The organism is Micrococcus sp. MS-ASIII-49, from assembly GCF_000946635.1.
Classification (GTDB): Bacteria; Actinomycetota; Actinomycetes; order Actinomycetales; family Micrococcaceae; genus Micrococcus; species Micrococcus luteus.
On the sequence record NZ_JXSP01000163.1, the window covers coordinates 1 to 20,104 of the forward strand.

A 20,104-nucleotide genomic window follows, 5' to 3' on the forward strand; every position below is an offset into this window, starting at 1 on the left:
AAGAACCTCATGACCCACAACAACTAGCCTGGTCCCCTGAGGACCCGGCCGCGAGGCCGGCACATGAGGAACAGAGACCGCGTTCCCGCGGACCGTCGCGGCGTGACGCCCAGGAAGGACACCATGGCTGAGGACACCCCCCGAGAGCGCCGCGAGGACCGCGGATCCGAGGGCCGCGGGCCCCGTGGTGGCGGTGATGGCCGGCGTCGTGGCGGTGACCGCGACGGACGTCCTCGCAGCGGTGCCGGTGACCGGCGCCGCTCCGGCGGGCCTCACGAGGACCGGCGGCGCGGCCCGGGCCAGGGGGGCGGACGCCCCGAGCGCCGCGGTGCGCCGACGGGCCCTCGTCGCGAGGACCGCGCCGAACGACCCGCGCACAATCCCGGTGACCTCCGAGCGGCGAATCGTGCGGACCAGGAGCGCTCTCCGGACATCGACCCGGACGTGACGGGCCAGGAGCTCGACCGCGGCACGCTCAAGGAGATCAACGGCCTTGACGAGCGTCCTGCCAGCTGGGTCGCCAAGCATCTCGTGATGGCCGGCCGCTACCTGGACGTCGACCCGGCGCTGGCGTTCCAGCACGCCCTCGCCGCGTCCCGCAAGGGCGGCCGCCTCTCACGCGTGCGCGAGGCAGTCGCGCTCACCGCCTACGCGGCGGGGGAGTACGCCGACGCGCTGCGCGAGTTCCGCACCTACCGGCGCATGACGGGCGACGACACCCACATCGCCGCGCAGGTGGACAGCGAGCGTGCCCTCGGCCGCACGGAGAAGGCCCTGCAGCTGGCCGCCGAGGTGGATGCCTCGCGTCTGGACCGGGCGGCGCGGGCCGAGCTGGCCATGGTCGTCTCCGGCATCCGCGAGGACGCCGGCGACCTTCAGGGTGCCCATGAGGCCCTGCAGATCCCGGAACTGGACCGGCGGCGCGGCTACCCCTTCTCTCCCCGGCTGTTCCAGCGTCAGGCCGACGTGCTGCTCGCCCTGGGGCGCCGCGACGAGGCTCGGCTCTGGGCGCGTGCCGTGCGCGTCGCGGAGAAGGCCCTCGGCGTGGGCGGGTTCGCGGACCCGGAGATCATCGACGTGGACACCGAGCCGGTCGAGGACCCCCGGGACCGCCGCCCGTCCCCCCGCGAACGGCGCCACGAGCGGTATGCGGCCGAGGCCGGTGCGGAGCCGACGGCGGACGGATCCCCGGCCGAGGAGCCGGAGGCCGCCACGGAGCCGACCGAGGCGCCCCGGCCGGAGGCCGCCGCAGAGCCGCCGGCCGCCGTCGACGCGCCGGACGAGGTCGACCCGAACCAGCTGTCGCTGTTCGACGCCCTCGAGGCCCCGGAGGCGGACGAGCGGTGAGCGCCACGTTCTTCGCCGGTCACGACGGGCTGCTGTGCGACCTGGACGGCGTCGTCTACGCCGGAGGCGGCGCGATCGCCGGGGCGGTCGAGACGCTGTCGACGCTGCAGGAACGGGGCGTGCCGGTCGGGTTCGTGACGAACAACGCCTCCCGCGCGCCGGAGTCTGTGGCCGAGCATCTCCGCACGCTCGGGGTGCCCGCGCAGGCGGGGCAGGTCTTCGGCTCCGCACCGGCGGGCGTCGACCTGCTCGAGGAGACGCTCGGCCGCCGCACCGGCCGGGTGCTCGTGGTCGGCTCGGCGTACCTGCGCGCCGTGGTCGAGGAGCGGGGCTACGAGGTGGTCGCGTCCGCGGCGCAGCGTCCCGACGCGGTGATCCAGGGCTTCGACCCCGGTCTCGGCTGGGCCGATCTGGCGGAGGCGGCGTACGCCGTGCGCGCCGGGGCCACCTGGGTCGCCACCAACCTGGACACCTCGATCCCGCGCGCGGAGGGGATCGCCCCCGGCAACGGGGCCCTCGTCGAGGCGGTGGGCCGGGCCACCGGCACCGCGCCCGTCGCGGCGGGCAAGCCCGAGCCACGACTGTTCCGGACGGCGGCCGAGGCCCTCGGCCTGGCCCGTCCCCTCGTGGTCGGCGACCGCCTGGACACGGACATCCGCGGCGGCAACGCGGCGGGGTTCGACACGGTGCTCGTCCTGACCGGCATCGACACGCGCGAGACCGCGGCCGCCGCCCCCGGGCCGGACCGGCCCACGTGGGTCCGTGCGCACCTGCCCGCTCTGCTCGCCGGCGGGGCCGAGGCCTTCGCGGACCCACGGCGTGGCTGAGACCGCACGCGCCGACGTCGCCCTGGCCGCCCGGGGCCTGGCCCGCTCCCGCACGGAGGGCGCGGCGCTCATCCGCGCGGGGCAGGTCCTCCTCGACGGCCGCCCGGTGCGCCGGCCCTCCGACCGCGTGGCCGCCGACGCCACGCTGCGCCTGCGCGACCCGGGCCCGCGGTACGTCTCCCGTGCGGCCCACAAGCTCGTCAGCGCGCTCGAGGCATTCCCGGACGTCGCCGTGGCCGGCCGCCGGGCGCTCGACGCCGGGGCCTCCACCGGCGGATTCACCCAGGTCCTCCTCGAGCGGGGCGCCGAACGGGTGGCCGCCGTCGACGTGGGCCACGACCAGCTGGCCCCGCCCGTCCGGGCCGACCCCCGCGTCCTCGTGCGCGAGGGGCTCAACGTCCGCGACCTCAGGGCCGAGGACATCGACGGTCCGGTGGACCTGGTGGTCTCCGACCTGTCCTTCATCTCGCTGCGCCTCGTCCTCGCCCCGCTCGCGGGCGTGTGCCGACCCGGCGCGGAGCTGCTGCTCATGGTCAAGCCCCAGTTCGAGGTCGGGCGGCGCGCCCTGCCGCGCTCCGGCGTCGTCACCGATCCGGACGCCCGCCGCGACGCCGTCGCCGGGGTGGCCGCGGCCGCGCTGGGCGCCGGCCTCGCCCCCCGCGGCCTCACCCGATCCGGCCTGGCCGGCCAGGACGGGAACGCCGAGTTCTTCCTGCGGCTCCACCGCCCCGACGCCACCGCGGCCGACGACCCGGCCGGCAGGACGAGCCCGGCCACGCCCGCCGACGAGCGCGCCGCCGGGTGGGTCCGGGGCGCCCACATCGACTGGTCCTGACCCGCGTCCGGGGGGGCGCCGCCCGTCCACGGGCGCGGGGCCACCGGTTCGCGTGTCCGATCTCGTGGCTATCCTGGAGCGCAGTGCCCGGCACCCCGGCTCGCGGAAGGAACCATGCCCTACACCCCCGGACGTCGTGTCCTCGTCCTGACCCACACGGGCCGCGAGGACGCCATCAGCGCGGCGCTGCAGGCCACCCGCATGTTCGCGGAGGAGGGCCTGGTCAGCGTCATGCTCGAACAGGACGTGGCCGCCATCCGCGCGGCCGCGGGGGACCCCCCGGAGTTCGCGCCGGAGGCCCTCGGGGTCGACTGCGAGCTCGAGGACATCACCCTCGGCCTCGTCCTCGGCGGCGACGGCTCGGTGCTGCGGGCGGCCGACTTCGTCCGCGGCCACAACGTGCCACTGCTGGCGGTGAACCTGGGCCACGTCGGCTTCCTCGCCGAGTCCGAGCGCACCGACCTGCACCGCACCGTCCAGGCGATCGCCTCGGAGTCCTACGTAGTGATCGAGCGCATGGCCCTGGACGTCGTCGTGCTCGTGGAGGGCCGCGAGGTGGCCCGCACGTGGGCCCTCAACGAGGCCTCCGTGGAGAAGTCCCACCGGGAGCGGATGCTCGAGGTGGTCGTCTCCGTGGACAACTCGCCGCTGACGGCCTTCGGCTGCGACGGCGTCGTCCTGGCCACCCCCACCGGCTCCACCGCCTACGCCTTCTCCGGCGGGGGCCCCGTCGTGTGGCCCTCCGTGGAGGCCCTGCTGTGCGTGCCCATCAGCGCCCACGCCCTGTTCACCCGCCCCCTCGTGGTGGGTCCGCGCTCCACGATCGGCGTGGACGTGCTCACCCGCACCCGCGAGACCGGTGTGCTGTGGTGTGACGGCCGGCGCACCGTCGAACTGCCGCCGCAGGCCCGGATCGAGGTGTCCCGGTCGGCGGAGCCGGTGCGCCTGGCCCGTCTCAACCCGACGCCCTTCGCGGAACGGCTCGTGCGCAAGTTCCGGCTGCCCACGGACGGCTGGCGCGGCCCCGTCACCGCCCAGGAGCGGGCGGGCGTGCTCCACGCGGTGGAGACCGTCGAGCCGCGGCACGCGGGGCCGCGTCCCGACGTCGTCGAACCGGCCACCATGCCGCTGTCGGTGCTCTCGCCCGCGGACATCCAGCGCCACCGCGACCGCGGGGCGCGTCACCCCGGGGAGGACGCATGATCGACCATCTGAGGATCTCGGGGCTCGGCGTGATCGGCGAGGCCACCGTGGACCTGGACCCCGGCTTCACCGTCGTCACCGGCGAGACCGGCGCCGGCAAGACCATGGTGGTCACCGCCCTGGGCCTGCTGCTCGGCGCTCGCGCCGACGCGGGCGCGGTCCGCCGGGGCTCGTCCCGTGCCGTCGTGGACGCCGGCGTCCGCCTGCCCGAGGCGCACGCCGCGCTCGCCCTCGCCGAGGACGCCGGGGCCGTGCTGGACGAGGCCGACGAGGGCGTCCGGGAGCTCGTCCTGAGCCGCAGCGTCACGGCGTCCGGGGAGGGGACCCGCTCGCGCGCCGCCGCCGGCGGGCGGACCGTGCCCGTCGGCCTGCTCGCCGAGATCGGGGCGACCCTCGTGGCCGTGCACGGCCAGAACGACCAGGTCCGCCTCCAGGGCGCCGACGCCCAGCGGCACGCCCTCGATGCGTTCGGCGGCGCCGAGCTCGCCGCGGCCCTGCGCGCCTACCGCGCGGACCACGCCGCCTGGACCGCCGCGCGTCGGGAGCGCGAGGAGCTCACCGCCCACCGCCAAGAGCGGGCCCGCGAAGCCGAGGCGCTCCAGCGCTCGCTCGAGGAGATCGACCTCGCCGAGCCGCAGGAGGGCGAGGACGAGGAGCTGCGGGCTCTCATCCGCCGGCTCGAGGACGTCGAGGAGCTGCGCGCCGCCTCCGGGGAGGCACACGCCCGACTGGCCGGCCCCGACGTGGACACGATGGACGAGACCCCCGGCGCCGTCAGCCTCGTGGAGGCGGCGCAGCAGGCCGTGCTCGCCGCCCCCGGCGACGACCCCGAGCTCGCCGCCGCGGCCGCGCGCCTGGCCGAGGCCGCCGTCGTGCTCACGGACATCGCCGGCGACCTGGCCCGCTACACCGCTGACCTGGACGCCGACGCGGCCTCCGACCTCGACGCGGCCCAGTCGCGGCTGGCCGAGCTCACACGACTGCAGCGGCTCTACGGGCCGGAGCTCGCCGACGTGATCGACTGGGCCCGGACCCAGCGTCCGCGCCTGGACGAGCTGCAGGGCGACTCCGGCCGCCTCGAGGAGCTCGAGGCGGAGGTCGACCGGCTCGACGCCGCGCTGCGCGAACGGGCCGCGACCCTCACCGCCCTGCGCACCGCGGCCGCCGAGCGGCTCGAGACCGCGGTGACCGAGGAGCTGCACGCCCTGTTCATGCCGGACGCCTCGTTCCACGTGGGACTGACGCCGGTCGCCGGGGACGGTCTCGGCCCGTACGGCGCTGAGGACGTCACGCTCGCCCTGCGCCCCCACGCGGGTGTCGAGCCCCGGCCCCTGGGCCGCGGCGCCTCCGGCGGCGAGCTCTCCCGCGTGATGCTCGCCCTCGAGGTGGTCCTGGCCGCCACGGACCCGGTGCCCACCTTCGTGTTCGACGAGGTCGACGCCGGCGTGGGCGGTGAGGCCGCCGTGCGGATCGGGGCCCGCCTGGCCCGGCTCGCCCGCCACGTGCAGGTCATCGCCGTGACGCACCTGCCCCAGGTCGCCGCCTACGCGGACCGGCACGTGCGGGTGGAGAAGAACTCGGACCCGGCCGCGGGTGTGACCACCTCCGACGTCGTGACGCTGACGGCCGACGAACGGGTCGAGGAGCTCGCCCGCATGCTCGCCGGGCACGGGGACTCCGCGGCGGCCCGCGAGCACGCCCGGGAGCTGCTCGAGTCCTCCGCCCGCGAACGCGGCTGACCCGGTCCGCGGACGCCGCCCCGACATGAAAGGATCGCCCCATGCCTGAGATCCCCGCGTCCGCGGGACGCTCGCCCCTGCGCGACCTGCACGTCCCCCGCCCGGTGAAGAAGTCGAAGACCGTCTACGAAGGCCGAGTGTGGGACATCGCCCGGGAGTCGTTCCGCCTGGACCCGGCGGACAAGTCCCAGGATCCCCTGACCCGGGAGCTGATGGTGCACCCGGGCGCCGTGGCGATCCTCGCGGTCCGCACCAAGCTCACCACCACCGGCCCCCGCGAGCAGGTGGCCCTCGTCCGCCAGTACCGCCACCCCGTGGGCATGGAGCTGTGGGAGATCCCGGCGGGCCTGCGGGACGTGGACGGGGAGGACCTCCACCAGGTCGCCGTCCGTGAGCTGGCCGAGGAGGCCGACCTGCGCGCCCGCGAGTGGCACACCCTCGTCGACTACTACACGACCCCGGGCGGCTCCAGCGAGGCGATCCGCGTGTTCCTGGCCCGTCAGATCGAAGAGATCCCCGACGGCGAGCGGCACACCCGGCAGGACGAGGAGGCCGCCATGCCGCTCGTGTGGGTCGGCGTCGACGAGGTGACCGACGCCGTCCTGGATGGGCGCGTGCACAACCCCTCCACGGTCGTGGCGATCCTCGCCCTGTGCGCCCACCGCGCCCAGGGGTGGCGGCGCCTGCGCCCCGTGGACGCCCCCTTCGTCCCGGACCGCCACGGCCCCGGGGCGGACTGGCCCGCGTGAGCACCGACCCGGCCGCCCGGGGGAGCGGCGAGGCCGAGGCCCGTGGGAGCCGTGGGGGCCGGGGCGCGGAGTCCGCGCTCGCGGCCCCGTTCCGCCGCCACCTGGAGCACCTGGCCGTCGAGCGGGGCCTCGCCGCGAACACGCTGGCCGCCTACCGCCGCGACCTCGAGCGCTACCGCCGCTGGCTCGAAGCCCACGGGGTGCGCGCCCCCGCCGACGTCGACCCCGGCCACGTCTCCGGCTTCCTGCGGGCGCTGGGCACCGGCGAGGACGGCGGGCGGCCCCTCGCGGTCCGCTCGGCGGCCCGCGTGCTCGCGGCCGTGCGCGGCCTGCACCGGTTCTGGGCCCTCGAGGGACTCACGCCCGCCGACCCCGCCCGCGACGTCCACCCGCCGAAGCCGGGCGACCGCCTGCCGAAGGCGCTCCCCGTGGAGCAGGTGACGGCGCTGCTGGAGGCCGTGCCCGTCGACACCCCCGCCGGACTGCGGGACCGCGCGCTGCTCGAGTTCCTCTACGGCACCGGCGCCCGCATCTCCGAGGTGGTCGGCCTCGACGTCGACGACGTGGTGGGGCTCGCGCAGACCGGGGACGACGGCGGCCAGCCCGTGGTCCGCCTGTTCGGCAAGGGGTCCAAGGAGCGCGTGGTGCCGATCGGCTCCTACGCGGCCGCCGCGCTCGACGCATGGCTGGTGCGGGGACGGCCCACGATCATGACGGGAGTCACACGCTCCACGCCCGCCCTGTTCGTCAACGCCCGCGGGGGCCGGCTCTCCCGGCAGTCCGCGTGGGCCGTGCTGAAGCGGGCGGCCGAGCGCGCCGGCCTCGAGGCGGACGTCTCGCCCCACACCCTGCGCCACTGCTTCGCCACGCACCTGCTGGCCGGCGGCGCGGACGTCCGCGTGGTCCAGGAGCTGCTCGGGCACGCGTCCGTGACCACCACGCAGGTGTACACCCTCGTCACCGTGGACTCCCTGCGCGAGGTCTACTCCGCCGCGCATCCGCGCGCGCGCTGAGCCCCGCACCTGATACGCTCAAAATCCGTGGTGAAACGAACTTCTCGTACTCAGACGTCCACGCGCGTCACCCGTCACGTGTTCGTGACCGGCGGTGTCGCCTCCTCCCTCGGCAAGGGGCTCACGGCCTCCTCGCTCGGCCACCTGCTCAAGGCGCGCGGGCTCAGGGTGGTGATGCAGAAGCTCGACCCCTACCTCAACGTGGACCCGGGCACCATGAACCCGTTCCAGCACGGCGAGGTGTTCGTCACCGAGGACGGCGCCGAGACGGACCTGGACATCGGCCACTACGAGCGCTTCCTCGACGAGGACCTCGACGGCCTGGACAACGTGACCACCGGCCAGGTGTACTCCACCGTGATCGCCCGCGAGCGCCGCGGCGAGTACCTCGGGGACACCGTCCAGGTCATCCCGCACATCACCGACGAGATCTGCCGCCGGATGCGCCTGCCCGCGGAGCCCCGCGGCGACCGCCCCGCCCCGGACGTGATCATCACGGAGATCGGCGGCACCGTCGGCGACATCGAGTCGCAGCCCTTCCTCGAGGCCGCCCGCCAGGTCCGCCAGGACGTCGGCCGCGACGACGTCTTCTTCCTGCACGTCTCCCTCGTGCCGTACATCGGCCCCTCGCAGGAGCTCAAGACCAAGCCCACCCAGCACTCCGTGGCCGCCCTGCGCTCGATCGGCATCCAGCCGGACGCGATCGTGCTGCGCTCGGACCGGGCCGTCCCCGACGATGTCCGCGGCAAGATCGCCCGCATGTGCGACGTCCCGCAGGACGCCGTCGTCAACTGCGCCGACGCCCCCTCCATCTACGACATCCCCCGCGTCATCCACGACCAGGGCCTCGACGCCCACGTGGTGCAGTCCCTGGACCTGAAGTTCAAGGACGTGGACTGGACCGCGTGGGATGCCCTCATGGACGCCGTGCACCACCCGGAGCACGAGCTCACGGTGGCGCTCGTGGGCAAGTACGTGGACCTGCCGGACGCCTACCTGTCCGTCACCGAGGCGCTGCGCGCCGGTGGCTTCGCCCACCGGGCCAAGGTGGGCATCCGCTGGGTGGCCGCGGACGAGTGCGCCACCCCCGAGGGCGCGGCGGTGGCGCTCGCGGACGTCGACGCCGTGTGTGTGCCCGGCGGCTTCGGCGTGCGCGGGCTCGAGGGCAAGCTCGGCGCGCTGCGGCACGCCCGCGAGCAGCGGATCCCGACGCTGGGTCTGTGCCTGGGCCTGCAGTCCATGGTCATCGAGTACGCCCGCAACGTCCTCGGCCTGGAGGACGCGGACTCCACCGAGTTCGACCCGGAGACCGCCTCGCCCGTGATCGCCACCATGGCCGAGCAGGAGCAGATCGTGGCCGGCGAGGGGGACCTCGGCGGCACCATGCGCCTGGGCGCCTTCCCCGCGACCCTGCGCCCGGGCTCCGTGGTGGCCGAGGCCTACGGCACCACCGAGGTGACCGAGCGCCACCGCCACCGCTACGAGGTGAACAACGCCTACCGCGACCGCCTCGAGGAGGCCGGTCTCGCGATCTGCGGCACCTCCCCGGACGGCGCCCTCGTGGAGTTCGTGGAGCTGCCCCGGGACGTGCACCCGTACTACGTGTCCACGCAGGCCCACCCGGAGTTCTCCTCCCGGCCGACCCGCCCGCACCCGCTGTTCGCCGGCCTCGTCGCCGCCGGCCTGGCCCGCCGCGCCGACGCGGCGGCCCGGCGCTGAGGGGCCGACGACCGGCCCGACACAGTGGTCACGACACGCCGTCGCCGCGCCCGGCACGCGGCGTGTCGTGACCACTCTGCGAGGGCGTCGCACCGATGACGACACGACGACGGCGGGCCGCCCCACCCGGGGCGACCCGCCGTCGTCGTGCACGCGGCACCGCGCCGCGAGCGAATGGGGCGACGTGTCGGAGGTGATCTGCGTCTACACCTCCGACAAGTCGCCCCGACCGCCCCTCACGAGGCTCAGCCCGCCGGCAGCTCCCGCTGCTCGGGGCCGTCGTAGGCCGAGAGCGGGCGGATCAGCGCGTTCGCGGCGCGCTGCTCCATGATGTGGGCGGTCCAGCCGGTGATGCGTGAGGCGATGAAGATCGGCGTGAACAGCTCGGTGTCGAAGCCCATGAGGTGATACGTCGGGCCGGCGGGGTAGTCGAGGTTCGGCTTGATCTGCTTGGCCTCGTCCATGGCCTGCTCCAGACCGTCGTACAGGCCGAGCATCTCCTCGCGGCCGTAGTGCTCGATCATCCGGTCCAGTGCGGCCTTCATGGTGGGCACGCGGGAGTCGCCGTTCTTGTAGACGCGGTGGCCGAAGCCCATGACCTTCTTCTTCTGGGCCAGGGCGTCCTCCATCCATGCCTTCGCTCGGGCGGCGGCGTCCTCACGGGACTCCTCCTTCCGGATGCCGATCTCGTCGAAGGTGTGCATCACGGCCTCGTTGGCGCCGCCGTGCAGCGGGCCCTTGAGCGCGCCGATCGCACCGGTCACGGCCGAGTGCAGGTCGGAGAGCGTCGAGGTGATCACGCGCGCGGTGAAGGTCGAGGCGTTGAACGAGTGCTCGGCGTACAGCACCATCGAGACGCGGAACGCGTCCACGACCTCCGGGGCGGCCTCCTCGCCGAACGTCATCCACAGGAAGTTCTGCGAGTAGTCCAGGTCCTCACGCGGCTCCACCACCTCCTGGCCGCGGCGACGGCGCTGGTCGTAGGCGACGACGGCCGGGAACGCCGCGAACAGCGCCTGGGCCTTCTCCAGCTCGGCCTCGGGGGAGGAGTCCTCCGCCTTCGGGTGGTTCGCGCCGAGCACGGACACGGCGGTGCGGCCGACGTCCATGGGGTGGCAGTCGGTGGGCAGCAGGTCGATGGCCTGCTTCACCTTCGGGTCGAGGGCACGGTGGGTGCGCTCGAAGCGCTCGAACGCGGTCAGCTCCTCGTCCGTGGGCAGCTCACCCGTCCAGAGCAGCAGCGCGACGGCCTCGAACGAAAGCTGCGCGGCCAGGTCCTGCACGGGATAGCCGCGATACAGCAGGGAGTTCGTCTCCGGGTTGACCTTGGAGATCGCCGTGGTGTCCACGACGACGCCGGCCAGGCCCTTCTTGATCTCGGTCTCGGTCATGGTGTCCCTCCTCGGGGAGTGGGGCCCGCCCGCGCACGGGCGGGCCCGGTGACGGGTCAGAGGTCGGCGTGGTTGGCGCCGATGTCGAGCGTGGGCACGTCGAAGTTGAAGATGCCCGTGTCGAAGGCGTTGTAGCCCTCGTAGTCCACCAGCTCGTACAGGCGGGCGCGGGTGAGCATCTGCTCCACCTGCGACTGCTGGGTGCCCTCCTCCTTGATGGCGTGGAGCACGCGCTCGGCGGCGCCCATCGCGGAGCGCAGCAGGGTGACCGGGTAGATCACCATCGCGACGCCGGCGTCGGCCAGCTGCCGGCGGGTGAACAGCTCGGACTTGCCGAACTCGGTCATGTTCGCCAGGACCGGGACCCCGAGGGGCTCCAGCTCGCGACACACGGTCTCGAACTCGCCGATGTCCTTCAGGGCCTCCGGGAAGATCGCGTCCGCACCGGCCTCCACGAGCGCCTTCATGCGGGCGATCGCGGCGTCCAGGCCCTCCACGGCACGCAGGTCGGTGCGCGCCATGATGAGGAAGTTCGGGTCCCGGCGGGCATGGACGGCGGCGGCGATGCGCTTGACCGCGGTGTCGAGCTCCACCATGTTCTTGCCGTCGAGGTGGCCGCACCGCTTGGGGTTGAACTGGTCCTCGATGTGGCAGCCGGCCAGGCCGGCGTTCTCGAACTCCTGCACCGTGCGGGCCACGTTCATCGGCTCGCCGAAGCCCGTGTCCGCGTCGATGAGGCACGGCAGGTCCGTGAGGCGGGCGATCTGCCCGCCGCGCACGGCCACCTCGGTGAGCGTGGTCAGCCCGACGTCGGGCAGGCCCAGCTCGTTCGCGAGCACGCCGCCGGAGATGTACACCCCGGGGAAGCCCTTCTCCTGGATCAGCTTGGCGGTCAGCGGGGTGAACGCGCCCGGGAACTGCTGGGCGCCGCCCTGCTTCAGGGTCTGCCGCAGGTCGATCCGCTTCTGTTCGGCCGTCTTCGTCGAGTACAGCATCAGAACAGGCCCTTCGGGGCGGCGGCGAGGTCGGCCTCGGACAGGAACGCCGGGTCCGCCAGGATGTTCAGCTGGTCCAGCTCGCCGGGCTGCAGCTCGGCCACGCGCTCGGCGGCGGCCAGGAAGCGGTCCTGCTCCTCCTTCGAGACGATGCCCTCGGCCAGGGTGCGGAACTTCTGGATGTACTGCTCGCGGGCGAACGGCCGGGCGCCGAGCGGGTGGGCGTCGGCCACGGCGATCTCGTCGGTGATGACGGTGCCGTCCTTGAGGGTGATCTCCACCGCTCCGCCGAACGCCTTCTCCGCGAGGTCCAGCGAGTGGTAGCGGCGGGTCCACTCCGGGTCCTCCACGGTGGTCACCCGGTGCCACAGGGCCACGGTGTCCTCGCGCTGGGCGCGCTCGGGGGCGTAGGAGTCCACGTGGTGCCAGGAGCCGTCCTGCAGGGCCACGGTGAAGATGTAGGGGATCGAGTGGTCGAGGGTCTCGCGCGAGGCCGTCGGATCGTACTTCTGCGGGTCGTTGGCGCCCGAGCCGATCACGTAGTGGGTGTGGTGCGAGGTCTTGATCAGCACCGACTCGACGTTCGCCGGGTCGGTGGCCTCCGGGTGCTCCCTGTGGAGCTTGCGGGCCAGGTCGATCCAGGCCTGGGCCTGGTACTCGGCCGAGTGCTCCTTGGTGTAGGTGTCCAGGATGCCGCGCTTGGGCTCGCCCTGCTCGGGCAGCGGCACCTCGTAGGAGGCGTCCGGGCCGTCCAGCAGCCAGGCGATCACGCCGTCCTCGCCCTCGTAGATCGGGACGGGGGAGGTCTGGCCGCGCATGGCGCGGTCCACGGCCTCGACGGCCATCTTGCCGGCGAACGCCGGGGCGTGGGCCTTCCACGTGGAGATCTCGCCCTTGCGGGACTGGCGGGTGGCGGTGGTGGTGTGCAAGCCCTGGCCGATGGCCTGGAAGATGGTCTCGGTGTCCAGGCCGAGCAGGGTGCCGATGCCGGCGGAGGCGGAGGGGCCGATGTGGGCCACGTGGTCGATCTTGTGGCCGTACAGGTTGATGGACTTCACGAGGTCCACCTGGATCTCGTAGCCGGTGGCGATGCCGCGGATCAGGTCCTTGCCGGAGCGGCCGGTGTGCTGGGCGACGGCGAGGATCGGCGGGATGTTGTCGCCCGGGTGGGAGTACTCGGCGGCCAGGAACGTGTCGTGGTAGTCCAGCTCGCGGACGGCCACGCCGTTGGCCCATGCGGCCCACTCGGGGGAGACCTTCTGCTCCACACCGAACACGGAGGCGCCCGCACCGCCGGTGGAGACCGGGTGGGACAGGGCCTGGGCGCGGGCGGCGACGATCGGGCCGCGCTTCAGCGAGGCGACCGCGACGGAGGCGTTGTCGATGATCCGGTTGATGATCATCTCCTCGACCTCGGGCAGCACCTCGACGTCGTCGACGGCCACCTCGGCCAGCTTCCAGGCCAGCTGGTCCTTGCGCTCGAGGTTCTCCTCGGAGCGGTGCACGCGCACGTGATGGTTCTTCATGGTCGGTCTCCTTCGGTGGGGGTCAGCAGGGTCGGGGTCTCCTCGGCGCGGCCGCGCCGGGTCAGATGGTGGAAGGCGTGGTGCAGGTGGACCCGCGTGGTCGCCTCCGCGAGGTCTGCGGCGCCCGAGCCGACGGCGTCGGCGATGTCCGCGTGCTCCGCGGCGGAGGCCGCGAGGCGGGCCGGGTCGTCCGCGGCCAGTCGGCGCAGGCGCGCCAGGTGCAGGCGCAGGGTGCGCAGGGTGGAGACGAGGTAGGGGTTCGCGGCGGCCTCGTCCAGCCGGCTGTCCAGCTCGGCCGTCATCGCGTAGTAGTCCGCCGGGTCGGTCCCGCCGCGCAGGGCCGCCTCGGCCTCCTGGAAACGGCCCGCGAGGACCGTGAACCGCTCGGCCGCCTCCGGGGTGGCCCGCTGCGCGGCCCGGCGCGCCAGGAGGGACTCGAGGGCGATGCGCAGGTCGAACAGCTGGTCCGCCTGTTCGAGGGACAGGTCGGCGACGACGATGCCCCGGCCCGGGGCCTGCTCGGCCAGGCCGTCGGCCACCAGGCGGGAGAGCGCCTCGCGCAGAGGGGTGCGCGAGATGCCCAGGCGCTCGGCCTGCTCCACCTCGCCCAGGCCCGCGCCCGGAGGGAGGGACCAGTCGAGGATCTCCGCCCTCAGGGCCTGGTACGCCCGCTCACTCGCTCGCATGCCGCCAGTGTATACACAACAGTCCCGCCGAGGGCAGGGGGTGTGTCCGATGCGCGTGCCGGGCGACGCCGTCCACGGGGAGCGTCGTCCGGCGTGCGGGGGCTGGGTGGTGCGTCCCCGGCGCGGGTCTCGCGCGTGCCGCCACGCCTCACTGACGGGGCACGAAATGTATACAGATCCCTTGCCCCCTGTGATCCACGGCACTACCCTGGGCGCATGGCGACCCACGATGCCCCCGCCGAAGACCGCCCCTCCGGCGCGTACGCCGACGCCCACGCCCGCTCCCTCCGCGACCCCGAGGGGTTCTGGCTCGACGCGGCGCGCGCCATCGACTGGACCGTCGCGCCCACGCGCGCCCTCGACGACTCCGCCGCGCCTCTGTACCGCTGGTTCCCGGACGGCGAGCTGAACACCGCCTTCAACTGCCTGGACCGGCACGTCGAGGCGGGCCGCGGGGACGCCGTCGCGCTGATCCACGACTCCGCGATGACCGGTGAGGTCACCCGCTACACGTACGCCGAGCTCACGGACGCGGTGGCCCGCCTGGCCGGCGCCCTGGCCGCGCGCGGCGTCGGCAAGGGCGACCGCGTCCTCGTGTACCTGCCGATGATCCCGCAGGCCCACATCGCGATGCTGGCGTGCGCGCGGCTCGGCGCGGTGCACTCCGTGGTCTTCGGCGGCTTCGCCCCGCGCGAGCTCGCCTCCCGCATCGACGACGCCGCCCCCGACGTCGTGCTCACCTGCTCCGGCGGCATCGAGCCCAAGCGCCGGGTCGAATACCTGCCCGCCGTGGCCGAGGCGCTCGAGACCGCCGCGCACCCCGTGCGCACGGTGCTGGTCCACCACCGCGAGGGCTTCGAGACCGCGCTCGCGGACGCCGACGGGCGCGGGGGCGCGAGCTGGGAGGACTGGGGCGAGGCCGTCGCGGCCGCCGAGCCGGCCGACTGCGTCCCGGTGCAGGCCACCGACCCGCTGTACGTGCTCTACACCTCGGGCACCACGGGCAAGCCGAAGGGCGTCGTCCGGGACAACGGGGGCCACGCCGTCGCCCTGCGCTGGACCATGGAGCACATCTACGACGTCGGTCCGGGGCAGGCGATGTGCACGGCCTCGGACGTGGGCTGGGTCGTGGGGCACTCCTACATCGTCTACGGCCCGCTGCTGGCCGGGGCCACCACGGTCATGTACGAGGGCAAGCCCGTGGGCACGCCCGACGCCGGCGCGTTCTGGCGGCTGATCGAGGACCACGGCGTGCGCTCCTTCTTCACGGCCCCCACGGCGCTGCGCGCGATCCGCCGCGCCGACCCCGAGGGCGAGCTGCTCAAGGACCACGACCTGTCCTCCCTGCGGCACTTCTTCGCCGCGGGCGAGCGCCTGGACCCGGAGACGCAGCGGTGGATCGAGGGCCTGCTGGGCATGCCGGTGATCGACCACTGGTGGCAGACCGAGACCGGGTGGGCCATCGCGGCGAACCCGGTGGGCCTGGAGCAGCTGCCGGTGAAGATCGGCTCGTCCTCGGTGCCCTCGCCGGGCGTCGATCTCGTGGTCCTGGACGGCCTGGGCGAGCCCGTGCCCGCCGGGACCGAGGGCAACATCGCCCTGCGGCTGCCGCTGCCCCCGGGCACCCTGCCCACCCTGTGGGGCGACGACCAGCGCTACATCGACTCCTACCTCAGCGCGTTCCCCGGCCATTACGCGACCGGTGACTCCGGCGTCGTGGACGAGGACGGCTACGTGTTCGTGCTCGGCCGCACCGACGACGTCATCAACGTCTCCGGGCACCGGCTGTCCACGGGCGTCCTCGAGGCCGCCCTGGCCGCCCACCCGGCGGTGGCCGAATGTGCCGTGATCGGCATCGCGGACCCGCTCAAGGGCCAGCGGCCCTCGGGCTACGTGGTCCTCAAGTCCGGCGTCGAGACGCCCGAGGCCGGCTCCGAGGCCGAGGCCGCGCTCCTGGACGAGCTGCGTCAGGCGGTGCGCCGCGAGGTGGGCCCGGTGGCGGACTTCCGCGACGTCGTCGTGGTGGACGCGCTGCCCAAGACCCGCTCGGGCAAGATCCTGCGCAAGACCATGCGGCAGATGGCCGACGGCGAGGAGTACGCGGTGCCCTCGACCATTGAGGACCCCGCCGTGCTCGAGGCCCTGGCCGGGGTGCTGCGCCCGGCCCGCTGAGCCCCCTCACGTGCGGCCGGCCCAGCGGTACTCCTGCTCGGGCCGGCCACGGCCGCCGTGCCGGGCCGAGCGCCGCACCCGGCGGATCCGCTCGAGGTGCTCGAGGTAGCGCCGGGCCGTCACGCGGGAGATGCCCAGGCGCTCGCCCACCTCGGCCGCGCTCAGGGCGGTCTCCGGGTCCGCCCCCAGCAGCTCCACCACCTCGCGCAGGGTGCTCTCGGTCAGCCCCTTGGGCAGGGCCTCGGCGCGCCGCTCGCGGGAGACGCGGAAGACGGCGTCCACCTGCTCCTGGCCGTCGAGGGCGCCGTCGCCGGCCAGCATCGCCGAGGCGGCGCGGAACCCGCCCAGCCGATCCGCGAACTCGTCGAACCCGAACGGCTTCACGAGGTACTGCGTCACGCCGTACGCGACGGCGCGGCGCACCACCGGCAGGTCGGTGGCCGCGGTGAGCGCCAGCACCCCGCCGTGGAAGCCGGCCGCGCGCAGTTGGTGCAGGAAGTCCAGGCCGTGCCCGTCCGGCAGGTTCATGTCCAGCAGCACGACGTCGAACGGGAAGCGCCCGTCCGCGTGCAGGCCCGCCGCGGCGACCTGCCGCGCGGCCAACAGGGAGCCGGCCACCGCGGCCACCTCGAAGCCCGGCAGCCGGTCCAGGTGCGCCACGTAGGTCTCGGCCGTCAGCTGCTCGTCCTCGACGACGAGCACCCGGTACGGGCGGGCGGTCATATCTCCTCCTGGGGTCGGGGGTCGCGGGGCACCTCGACGGTGAACACGGTGCCCGAGTCGGTCGCGACGTCCGCGACCCCGCCGGCCTCCTCCGCGATCCGCCGCGTCAGCCACAGCCCCATGCCGCGTCCGGCGGCGCCGACGGGCTTCGTCGACCAGCCCCGGTCGAAGAGTCGGCCGCGGTCCGCGTCGGAGGGTCCGGGGCCGCCGTCGGCCAGCTTGCACGAGCAGGCCCGCGGCGTCCGAGACCACCTCGACGTCGACCCACCGGTCTGCCGCGGACAGGTCGGGTGCGGCGGCCGCGTCGAGGGCGTTGTCCACGAGGTTGCCCAGCACGGTCAGCAGGTCGAGCGGGCGCAGCGGGGCGGGCGCGGTCAGCTCGGCGGACCAGGTCAGCGCCACGCCCCGCTCACGCGCCTGGGCGGCCTTCGCGTCGAGCAGGGCGGCGAGGACGTCGTCGGAGGCCTCCTCGTCCGGGGCGCGGCGGGACAGCACGGCCCGGGCGGCCTCCAGCCGGCCCGACTCGACGAGGGCGAGGGCGGTGTGCAGCTGGTTGGCGTGCTCATGCGTCTGCGCGCGCAGCGCCGTGGTCAGGGTGTGGGCCACGGTGAGCTCGTCGCCGAGCCGCTGCAGGTCGGTGCGGTCGTGCAGGACGAGCACGCGCGATCCCGCCGGGGCGGTGGTCACGCCCTCGCGGGCGGCCGCGGCGAGGGCCGTCGGCGGGACCGACCCGCCGGGGTCGGAACGGCCGGGCGACCGCACGACACGCTGCTGCACCACGAGGACCCGCCCGCCGGCGGCGAGGCTCGCCTCGCCGCTGACCGCGCCCGGCAGGGCCGCGGAGAGCTCGGTGGGCAGTCGAGGCTCGCCCGCGCCCTCCCAGCCGAGCAGGCGCGCGGCGGCGTCGTTGTGCAGGCGGGCCCGCCCGTCCGGGGCGAGGACCACGACGCCGGCCTCGAGCGAGTCCATGGCCGTCTCCGCCAGCAGGAACTGCTCGGCGATCTGCTCGGGGCCGCGTCCGAGCGTCACCCGGTTCAGATACCGGCCCACGAGCCAGGCGACGAGCAGGCCGACGGCGGCCACGGCGGCCGAGCCGAGCAGGATGCCGGGGATCTGGGCCTGGGCCATGATGGCGACATCGGAGATCTGCACGCCCGTCGTGACCACGCCCAGGACGGTGCCGTCCTCCGGGTCCACGACCGGTGCGAGCGCGCGCACCGAACGGCCCGCCGCACCGGTGCTCGAGAGCTCCACGACGGTGTCCCCGGCGACGACGGCGTCCACCGGCTTCGGGTAGCGGACACCGACCTGCTCGGGGCGCCAGCTCGCCAACCGCATCCCGTCCGGGTCCATCACGGTCAGCCACGAGACCTGTGCCTCGGCGATCCAGCCGTCGATCCCGGCCTGCAAGGCGGGGGCGTCGCCGGCCCGCAGGGCCGAGACGAGCGCGGGGTCGCGCGCCACGAGGGTGGTGACGCCCTGGACGTGGCGCTCCTCGACGCGCTGGGCCACCTCGCGGGCCTGGAGGTAGGCGCTCCACACGCTGAACAGGGCGATGGCCGCCACGAGCGCCACGTGGACCACGGCGATCCGCCGGGCGATCGACCACGGGTGGCGCATGCCTCTCCTCCCTCGGGCCGGCGACGCGCCGGTCCACCCCCACGATCCTGCAGTCCGTCGGCCGCCGTGACCACTATGACCGCAATCGTGACCGACACCACCCGGGGCCGCGAGAGTGGTCACATCCCTCCCGCGCCGTTGCGGACCGCTCGGCGGCGCCCCACCACCGCACAGAACGGAACGCCCGATGGCGCACACCCCACCGGCCGAGACCTCGGCCCCGCCGGCCCCGGCGACGAAGAAGGACCGCACCCACTGGCTGTACATCGCCGTGATCGCCTCGGTGGTGCTGGGCGCCGCCGTCGGCCTGTTCTTCCCCGAGTTCGGCAAGTCCCTCAAGCCGCTGGGCGACGGCTTCGTCTCCCTCATCAAGATGATGATCGGCCCGGTCATCTTCTGCACGATCGTCCTCGGCGTCGGCTCGATCGCCAAGGCCGCGACCGTCGGCCGCGTGGGCGGCATCGCCCTGGTCTACTTCATGGCGATGTCCACGTTCGCGCTGGCCATCGGCCTCGTCGTCGGCAACCTCATCCACCCCGGCGAGGGCCTCAAGCTGACGCCCTACGACCCGAACAAGCCCCAGGCCGCGGCGGACGGCACCGTCCAGTTCCTGCTGGACATCATCCCCGGCTCCCTGCCGGTGCTGCCCACCCTGTTCATCGCCCTGCTCGTGGGCTTCGCCCTGCAGCAGATGGGCCCGGCCGGCGCCCCGCTGCTGCGCGGTCTCACCCTGATCCAGGGCGTCGTGTTCCGCATCCTCATGATGGTGATGTGGGTCGCCCCGATCGGCGCCATGGCACTGCTCATGGGCGCCTTCTACCTGACCTGCATCGCCTTCATCGTGGTGGTGCTCGGCACCGTCCTGAAGGTCGTGACCGGCCTGAGCATCCTGGCCCTCATGAAGTACCTGGGCCGGGAGTACCTGCTCATCTTCGCCACCAGCTCCTCCGAGACCGCCCTGCCCCGCCTGATCGCCAAGATGGAGCACGCCGGCGTGGACAAGTCCGTCGTGGGCGTGACCGTGCCCACCGGCTACTCCTTCAACCTGGACGGCACCGCCATCTACCTGACCATGGCCGCGCTCTTCGTCTCCAACGCGATGGGCGCGGAGATGAACCTCGGCGAGCAGATCGGCCTGCTGGTCTTCATGATCATCGCCTCGAAGGGCGCGGCCGGCGTCACCGGCGCGGGCATGGCCACGCTCGCCGCCGGCCTGCAGGCGCACCGACCCGAGCTGCTCGGCGGCATGGGCGTGATCGTGGGCATCGACAAGTTCATGTCCGAGGCCCGCGCCCTGACCAACTTCACCGGCAACGCCGTGGCCACGCTCCTCGTCGGCCGCTGGGTGGGCGAGCTCGACGGCGAGCGTGCCCGGCGCGTCCTCAGCGGCGAGCTGCAGTTCGACGAGGCGACCGTGGCCGGCCACGACGGCGCCGCGCACGACCCGCAGCAGTCCCCGACGATCGCCGAGCAGGCCTACGAGGGTCACCCCGACTCCAGCCTGAACTTCGCCATGGCCGCCGACGGCGACCGGAACCCCGCCCGCTGACGGAGGCGGC

16 protein-coding genes and 1 pseudogene are annotated in these 20,104 nt (G+C 74.2%); 10 read left to right on the top strand and 7 right to left on the bottom strand.

The window, feature by feature from the left end:
• Positions 1-444 precede the first annotated feature (444 nt).
• The 8 genes from SJ20_RS10555 to SJ20_RS10590 all read left to right on the top strand — a co-directional run bounded on the left by SJ20_RS10555 (position 445) and on the right by SJ20_RS10590 (position 9,432).
• Positions 445-1,347, top strand: a complete 903-nt coding sequence (locus tag SJ20_RS10555; RefSeq protein ID WP_223247459.1) for a hypothetical protein — start codon at positions 445-447, stop codon at positions 1,345-1,347.
• Positions 1,344-2,174 (top strand): HAD-IIA family hydrolase, encoded by an 831-nt coding sequence (locus tag SJ20_RS10560; RefSeq protein WP_049147786.1) that lies wholly within the window; start codon positions 1,344-1,346, stop codon positions 2,172-2,174. Before SJ20_RS10555 ends, SJ20_RS10560 begins: the two co-directional genes overlap by 4 nt.
• Entirely contained in the window at positions 2,167-3,009 is an 843-nt protein-coding gene (locus tag SJ20_RS10565; protein ID WP_044659883.1) for a TlyA family RNA methyltransferase, read from the top strand. The genes SJ20_RS10560 and SJ20_RS10565 overlap by 8 nt, the downstream gene beginning before the upstream one ends.
• Before the next feature lie 114 nt (positions 3,010-3,123).
• Positions 3,124-4,212, top strand: coding sequence for an NAD kinase (locus SJ20_RS10570; RefSeq protein WP_036383271.1), 1,089 nt, complete (start codon positions 3,124-3,126; stop codon positions 4,210-4,212).
• On the top strand, positions 4,209-5,951 hold the full coding sequence (gene recN / locus SJ20_RS10575; RefSeq protein ID WP_036383274.1) for a DNA repair protein RecN: 1,743 nt from the start codon (positions 4,209-4,211) through the stop codon (positions 5,949-5,951). The genes SJ20_RS10570 and recN overlap by 4 nt, the downstream gene beginning before the upstream one ends.
• A gap of 41 nt (positions 5,952-5,992) precedes the next feature.
• Positions 5,993-6,700: an NUDIX hydrolase gene (locus tag SJ20_RS10580; RefSeq protein WP_044659884.1), complete on the top strand. Its 708-nt coding sequence runs from the start codon at positions 5,993-5,995 to the stop codon at positions 6,698-6,700.
• The gene (gene xerD, locus SJ20_RS10585; RefSeq protein ID WP_036315732.1) at positions 6,697-7,713 is read left to right on the top strand and encodes a site-specific tyrosine recombinase XerD; all 1,017 of its coding nucleotides are present in this window, start codon (positions 6,697-6,699) and stop codon (positions 7,711-7,713) included. Before SJ20_RS10580 ends, xerD begins: the two co-directional genes overlap by 4 nt.
• Positions 7,714-7,722: 9 nt before the next feature.
• Complete coding sequence (locus SJ20_RS10590; RefSeq protein ID WP_080695883.1) at positions 7,723-9,432, top strand: CTP synthase; 1,710 nt, start codon at positions 7,723-7,725, stop codon at positions 9,430-9,432.
• A gap of 245 nt (positions 9,433-9,677) precedes the next feature.
• Here the strand turns inward: SJ20_RS10590 and SJ20_RS10595 are convergent, their stop codons facing one another.
• Genes SJ20_RS10595 through SJ20_RS10610 form a run of 4 tightly spaced genes read right to left on the bottom strand, consistent with a single transcriptional unit; the run spans position 9,678 to position 14,030 of the window.
• Complete coding sequence (locus tag SJ20_RS10595; RefSeq protein WP_044659885.1) at positions 9,678-10,823, bottom strand: bifunctional 2-methylcitrate synthase/citrate synthase; 1,146 nt, start codon at positions 10,821-10,823, stop codon at positions 9,678-9,680.
• 56 nt (positions 10,824-10,879) lie between these two features.
• Positions 10,880-11,818: a methylisocitrate lyase gene (gene prpB, locus SJ20_RS10600; protein ID WP_036315724.1), complete on the bottom strand. Its 939-nt coding sequence runs from the start codon at positions 11,816-11,818 to the stop codon at positions 10,880-10,882.
• Entirely contained in the window at positions 11,818-13,344 is a 1,527-nt protein-coding gene (locus SJ20_RS10605; protein WP_036315722.1) for an MmgE/PrpD family protein, read from the bottom strand. Before SJ20_RS10605 ends, prpB begins: the two co-directional genes overlap by 1 nt.
• Positions 13,341-14,030, bottom strand: a complete 690-nt coding sequence (locus tag SJ20_RS10610; protein WP_020628108.1) for a GntR family transcriptional regulator — start codon at positions 14,028-14,030, stop codon at positions 13,341-13,343. The genes SJ20_RS10605 and SJ20_RS10610 overlap by 4 nt, the downstream gene beginning before the upstream one ends.
• A gap of 216 nt (positions 14,031-14,246) precedes the next feature.
• Here SJ20_RS10610 and SJ20_RS10615 point away from each other — a divergent pair, with 216 nt between their 5' ends.
• The gene (locus SJ20_RS10615) at positions 14,247-16,202 is read left to right on the top strand and encodes an AMP-binding protein (protein ID WP_036315720.1); all 1,956 of its coding nucleotides are present in this window, start codon (positions 14,247-14,249) and stop codon (positions 16,200-16,202) included.
• 6 nt (positions 16,203-16,208) lie between these two features.
• Here the strand turns inward: SJ20_RS10615 and SJ20_RS12365 are convergent, their stop codons facing one another.
• The 3 genes and pseudogenes from SJ20_RS12365 to SJ20_RS12375 form a co-directional block, all read right to left on the bottom strand.
• Positions 16,209-16,925, bottom strand: coding sequence for a response regulator (locus tag SJ20_RS12365; protein ID WP_036338133.1), 717 nt, complete (start codon positions 16,923-16,925; stop codon positions 16,209-16,211).
• Positions 16,922-17,143: an ATP-binding protein gene (locus SJ20_RS12370; protein WP_342356216.1), complete on the bottom strand. Its 222-nt coding sequence runs from the start codon at positions 17,141-17,143 to the stop codon at positions 16,922-16,924. The genes SJ20_RS12365 and SJ20_RS12370 overlap by 4 nt, the downstream gene beginning before the upstream one ends.
• Before the next feature lie 955 nt (positions 17,144-18,098).
• Positions 18,099-18,812: pseudogene (locus SJ20_RS12375) on the bottom strand (hypothetical protein); the annotation flags it as partial.
• Between SJ20_RS12375 and SJ20_RS10630 the strand changes: the two are divergent.
• Positions 18,733-20,094, top strand: a complete 1,362-nt coding sequence (locus SJ20_RS10630; RefSeq protein WP_044659886.1) for a cation:dicarboxylate symporter family transporter — start codon at positions 18,733-18,735, stop codon at positions 20,092-20,094. The pseudogene SJ20_RS12375 and the gene SJ20_RS10630 sit on opposite strands and share 80 nt — an antisense overlap.
• Positions 20,095-20,104: the final 10 nt, after the last annotated feature.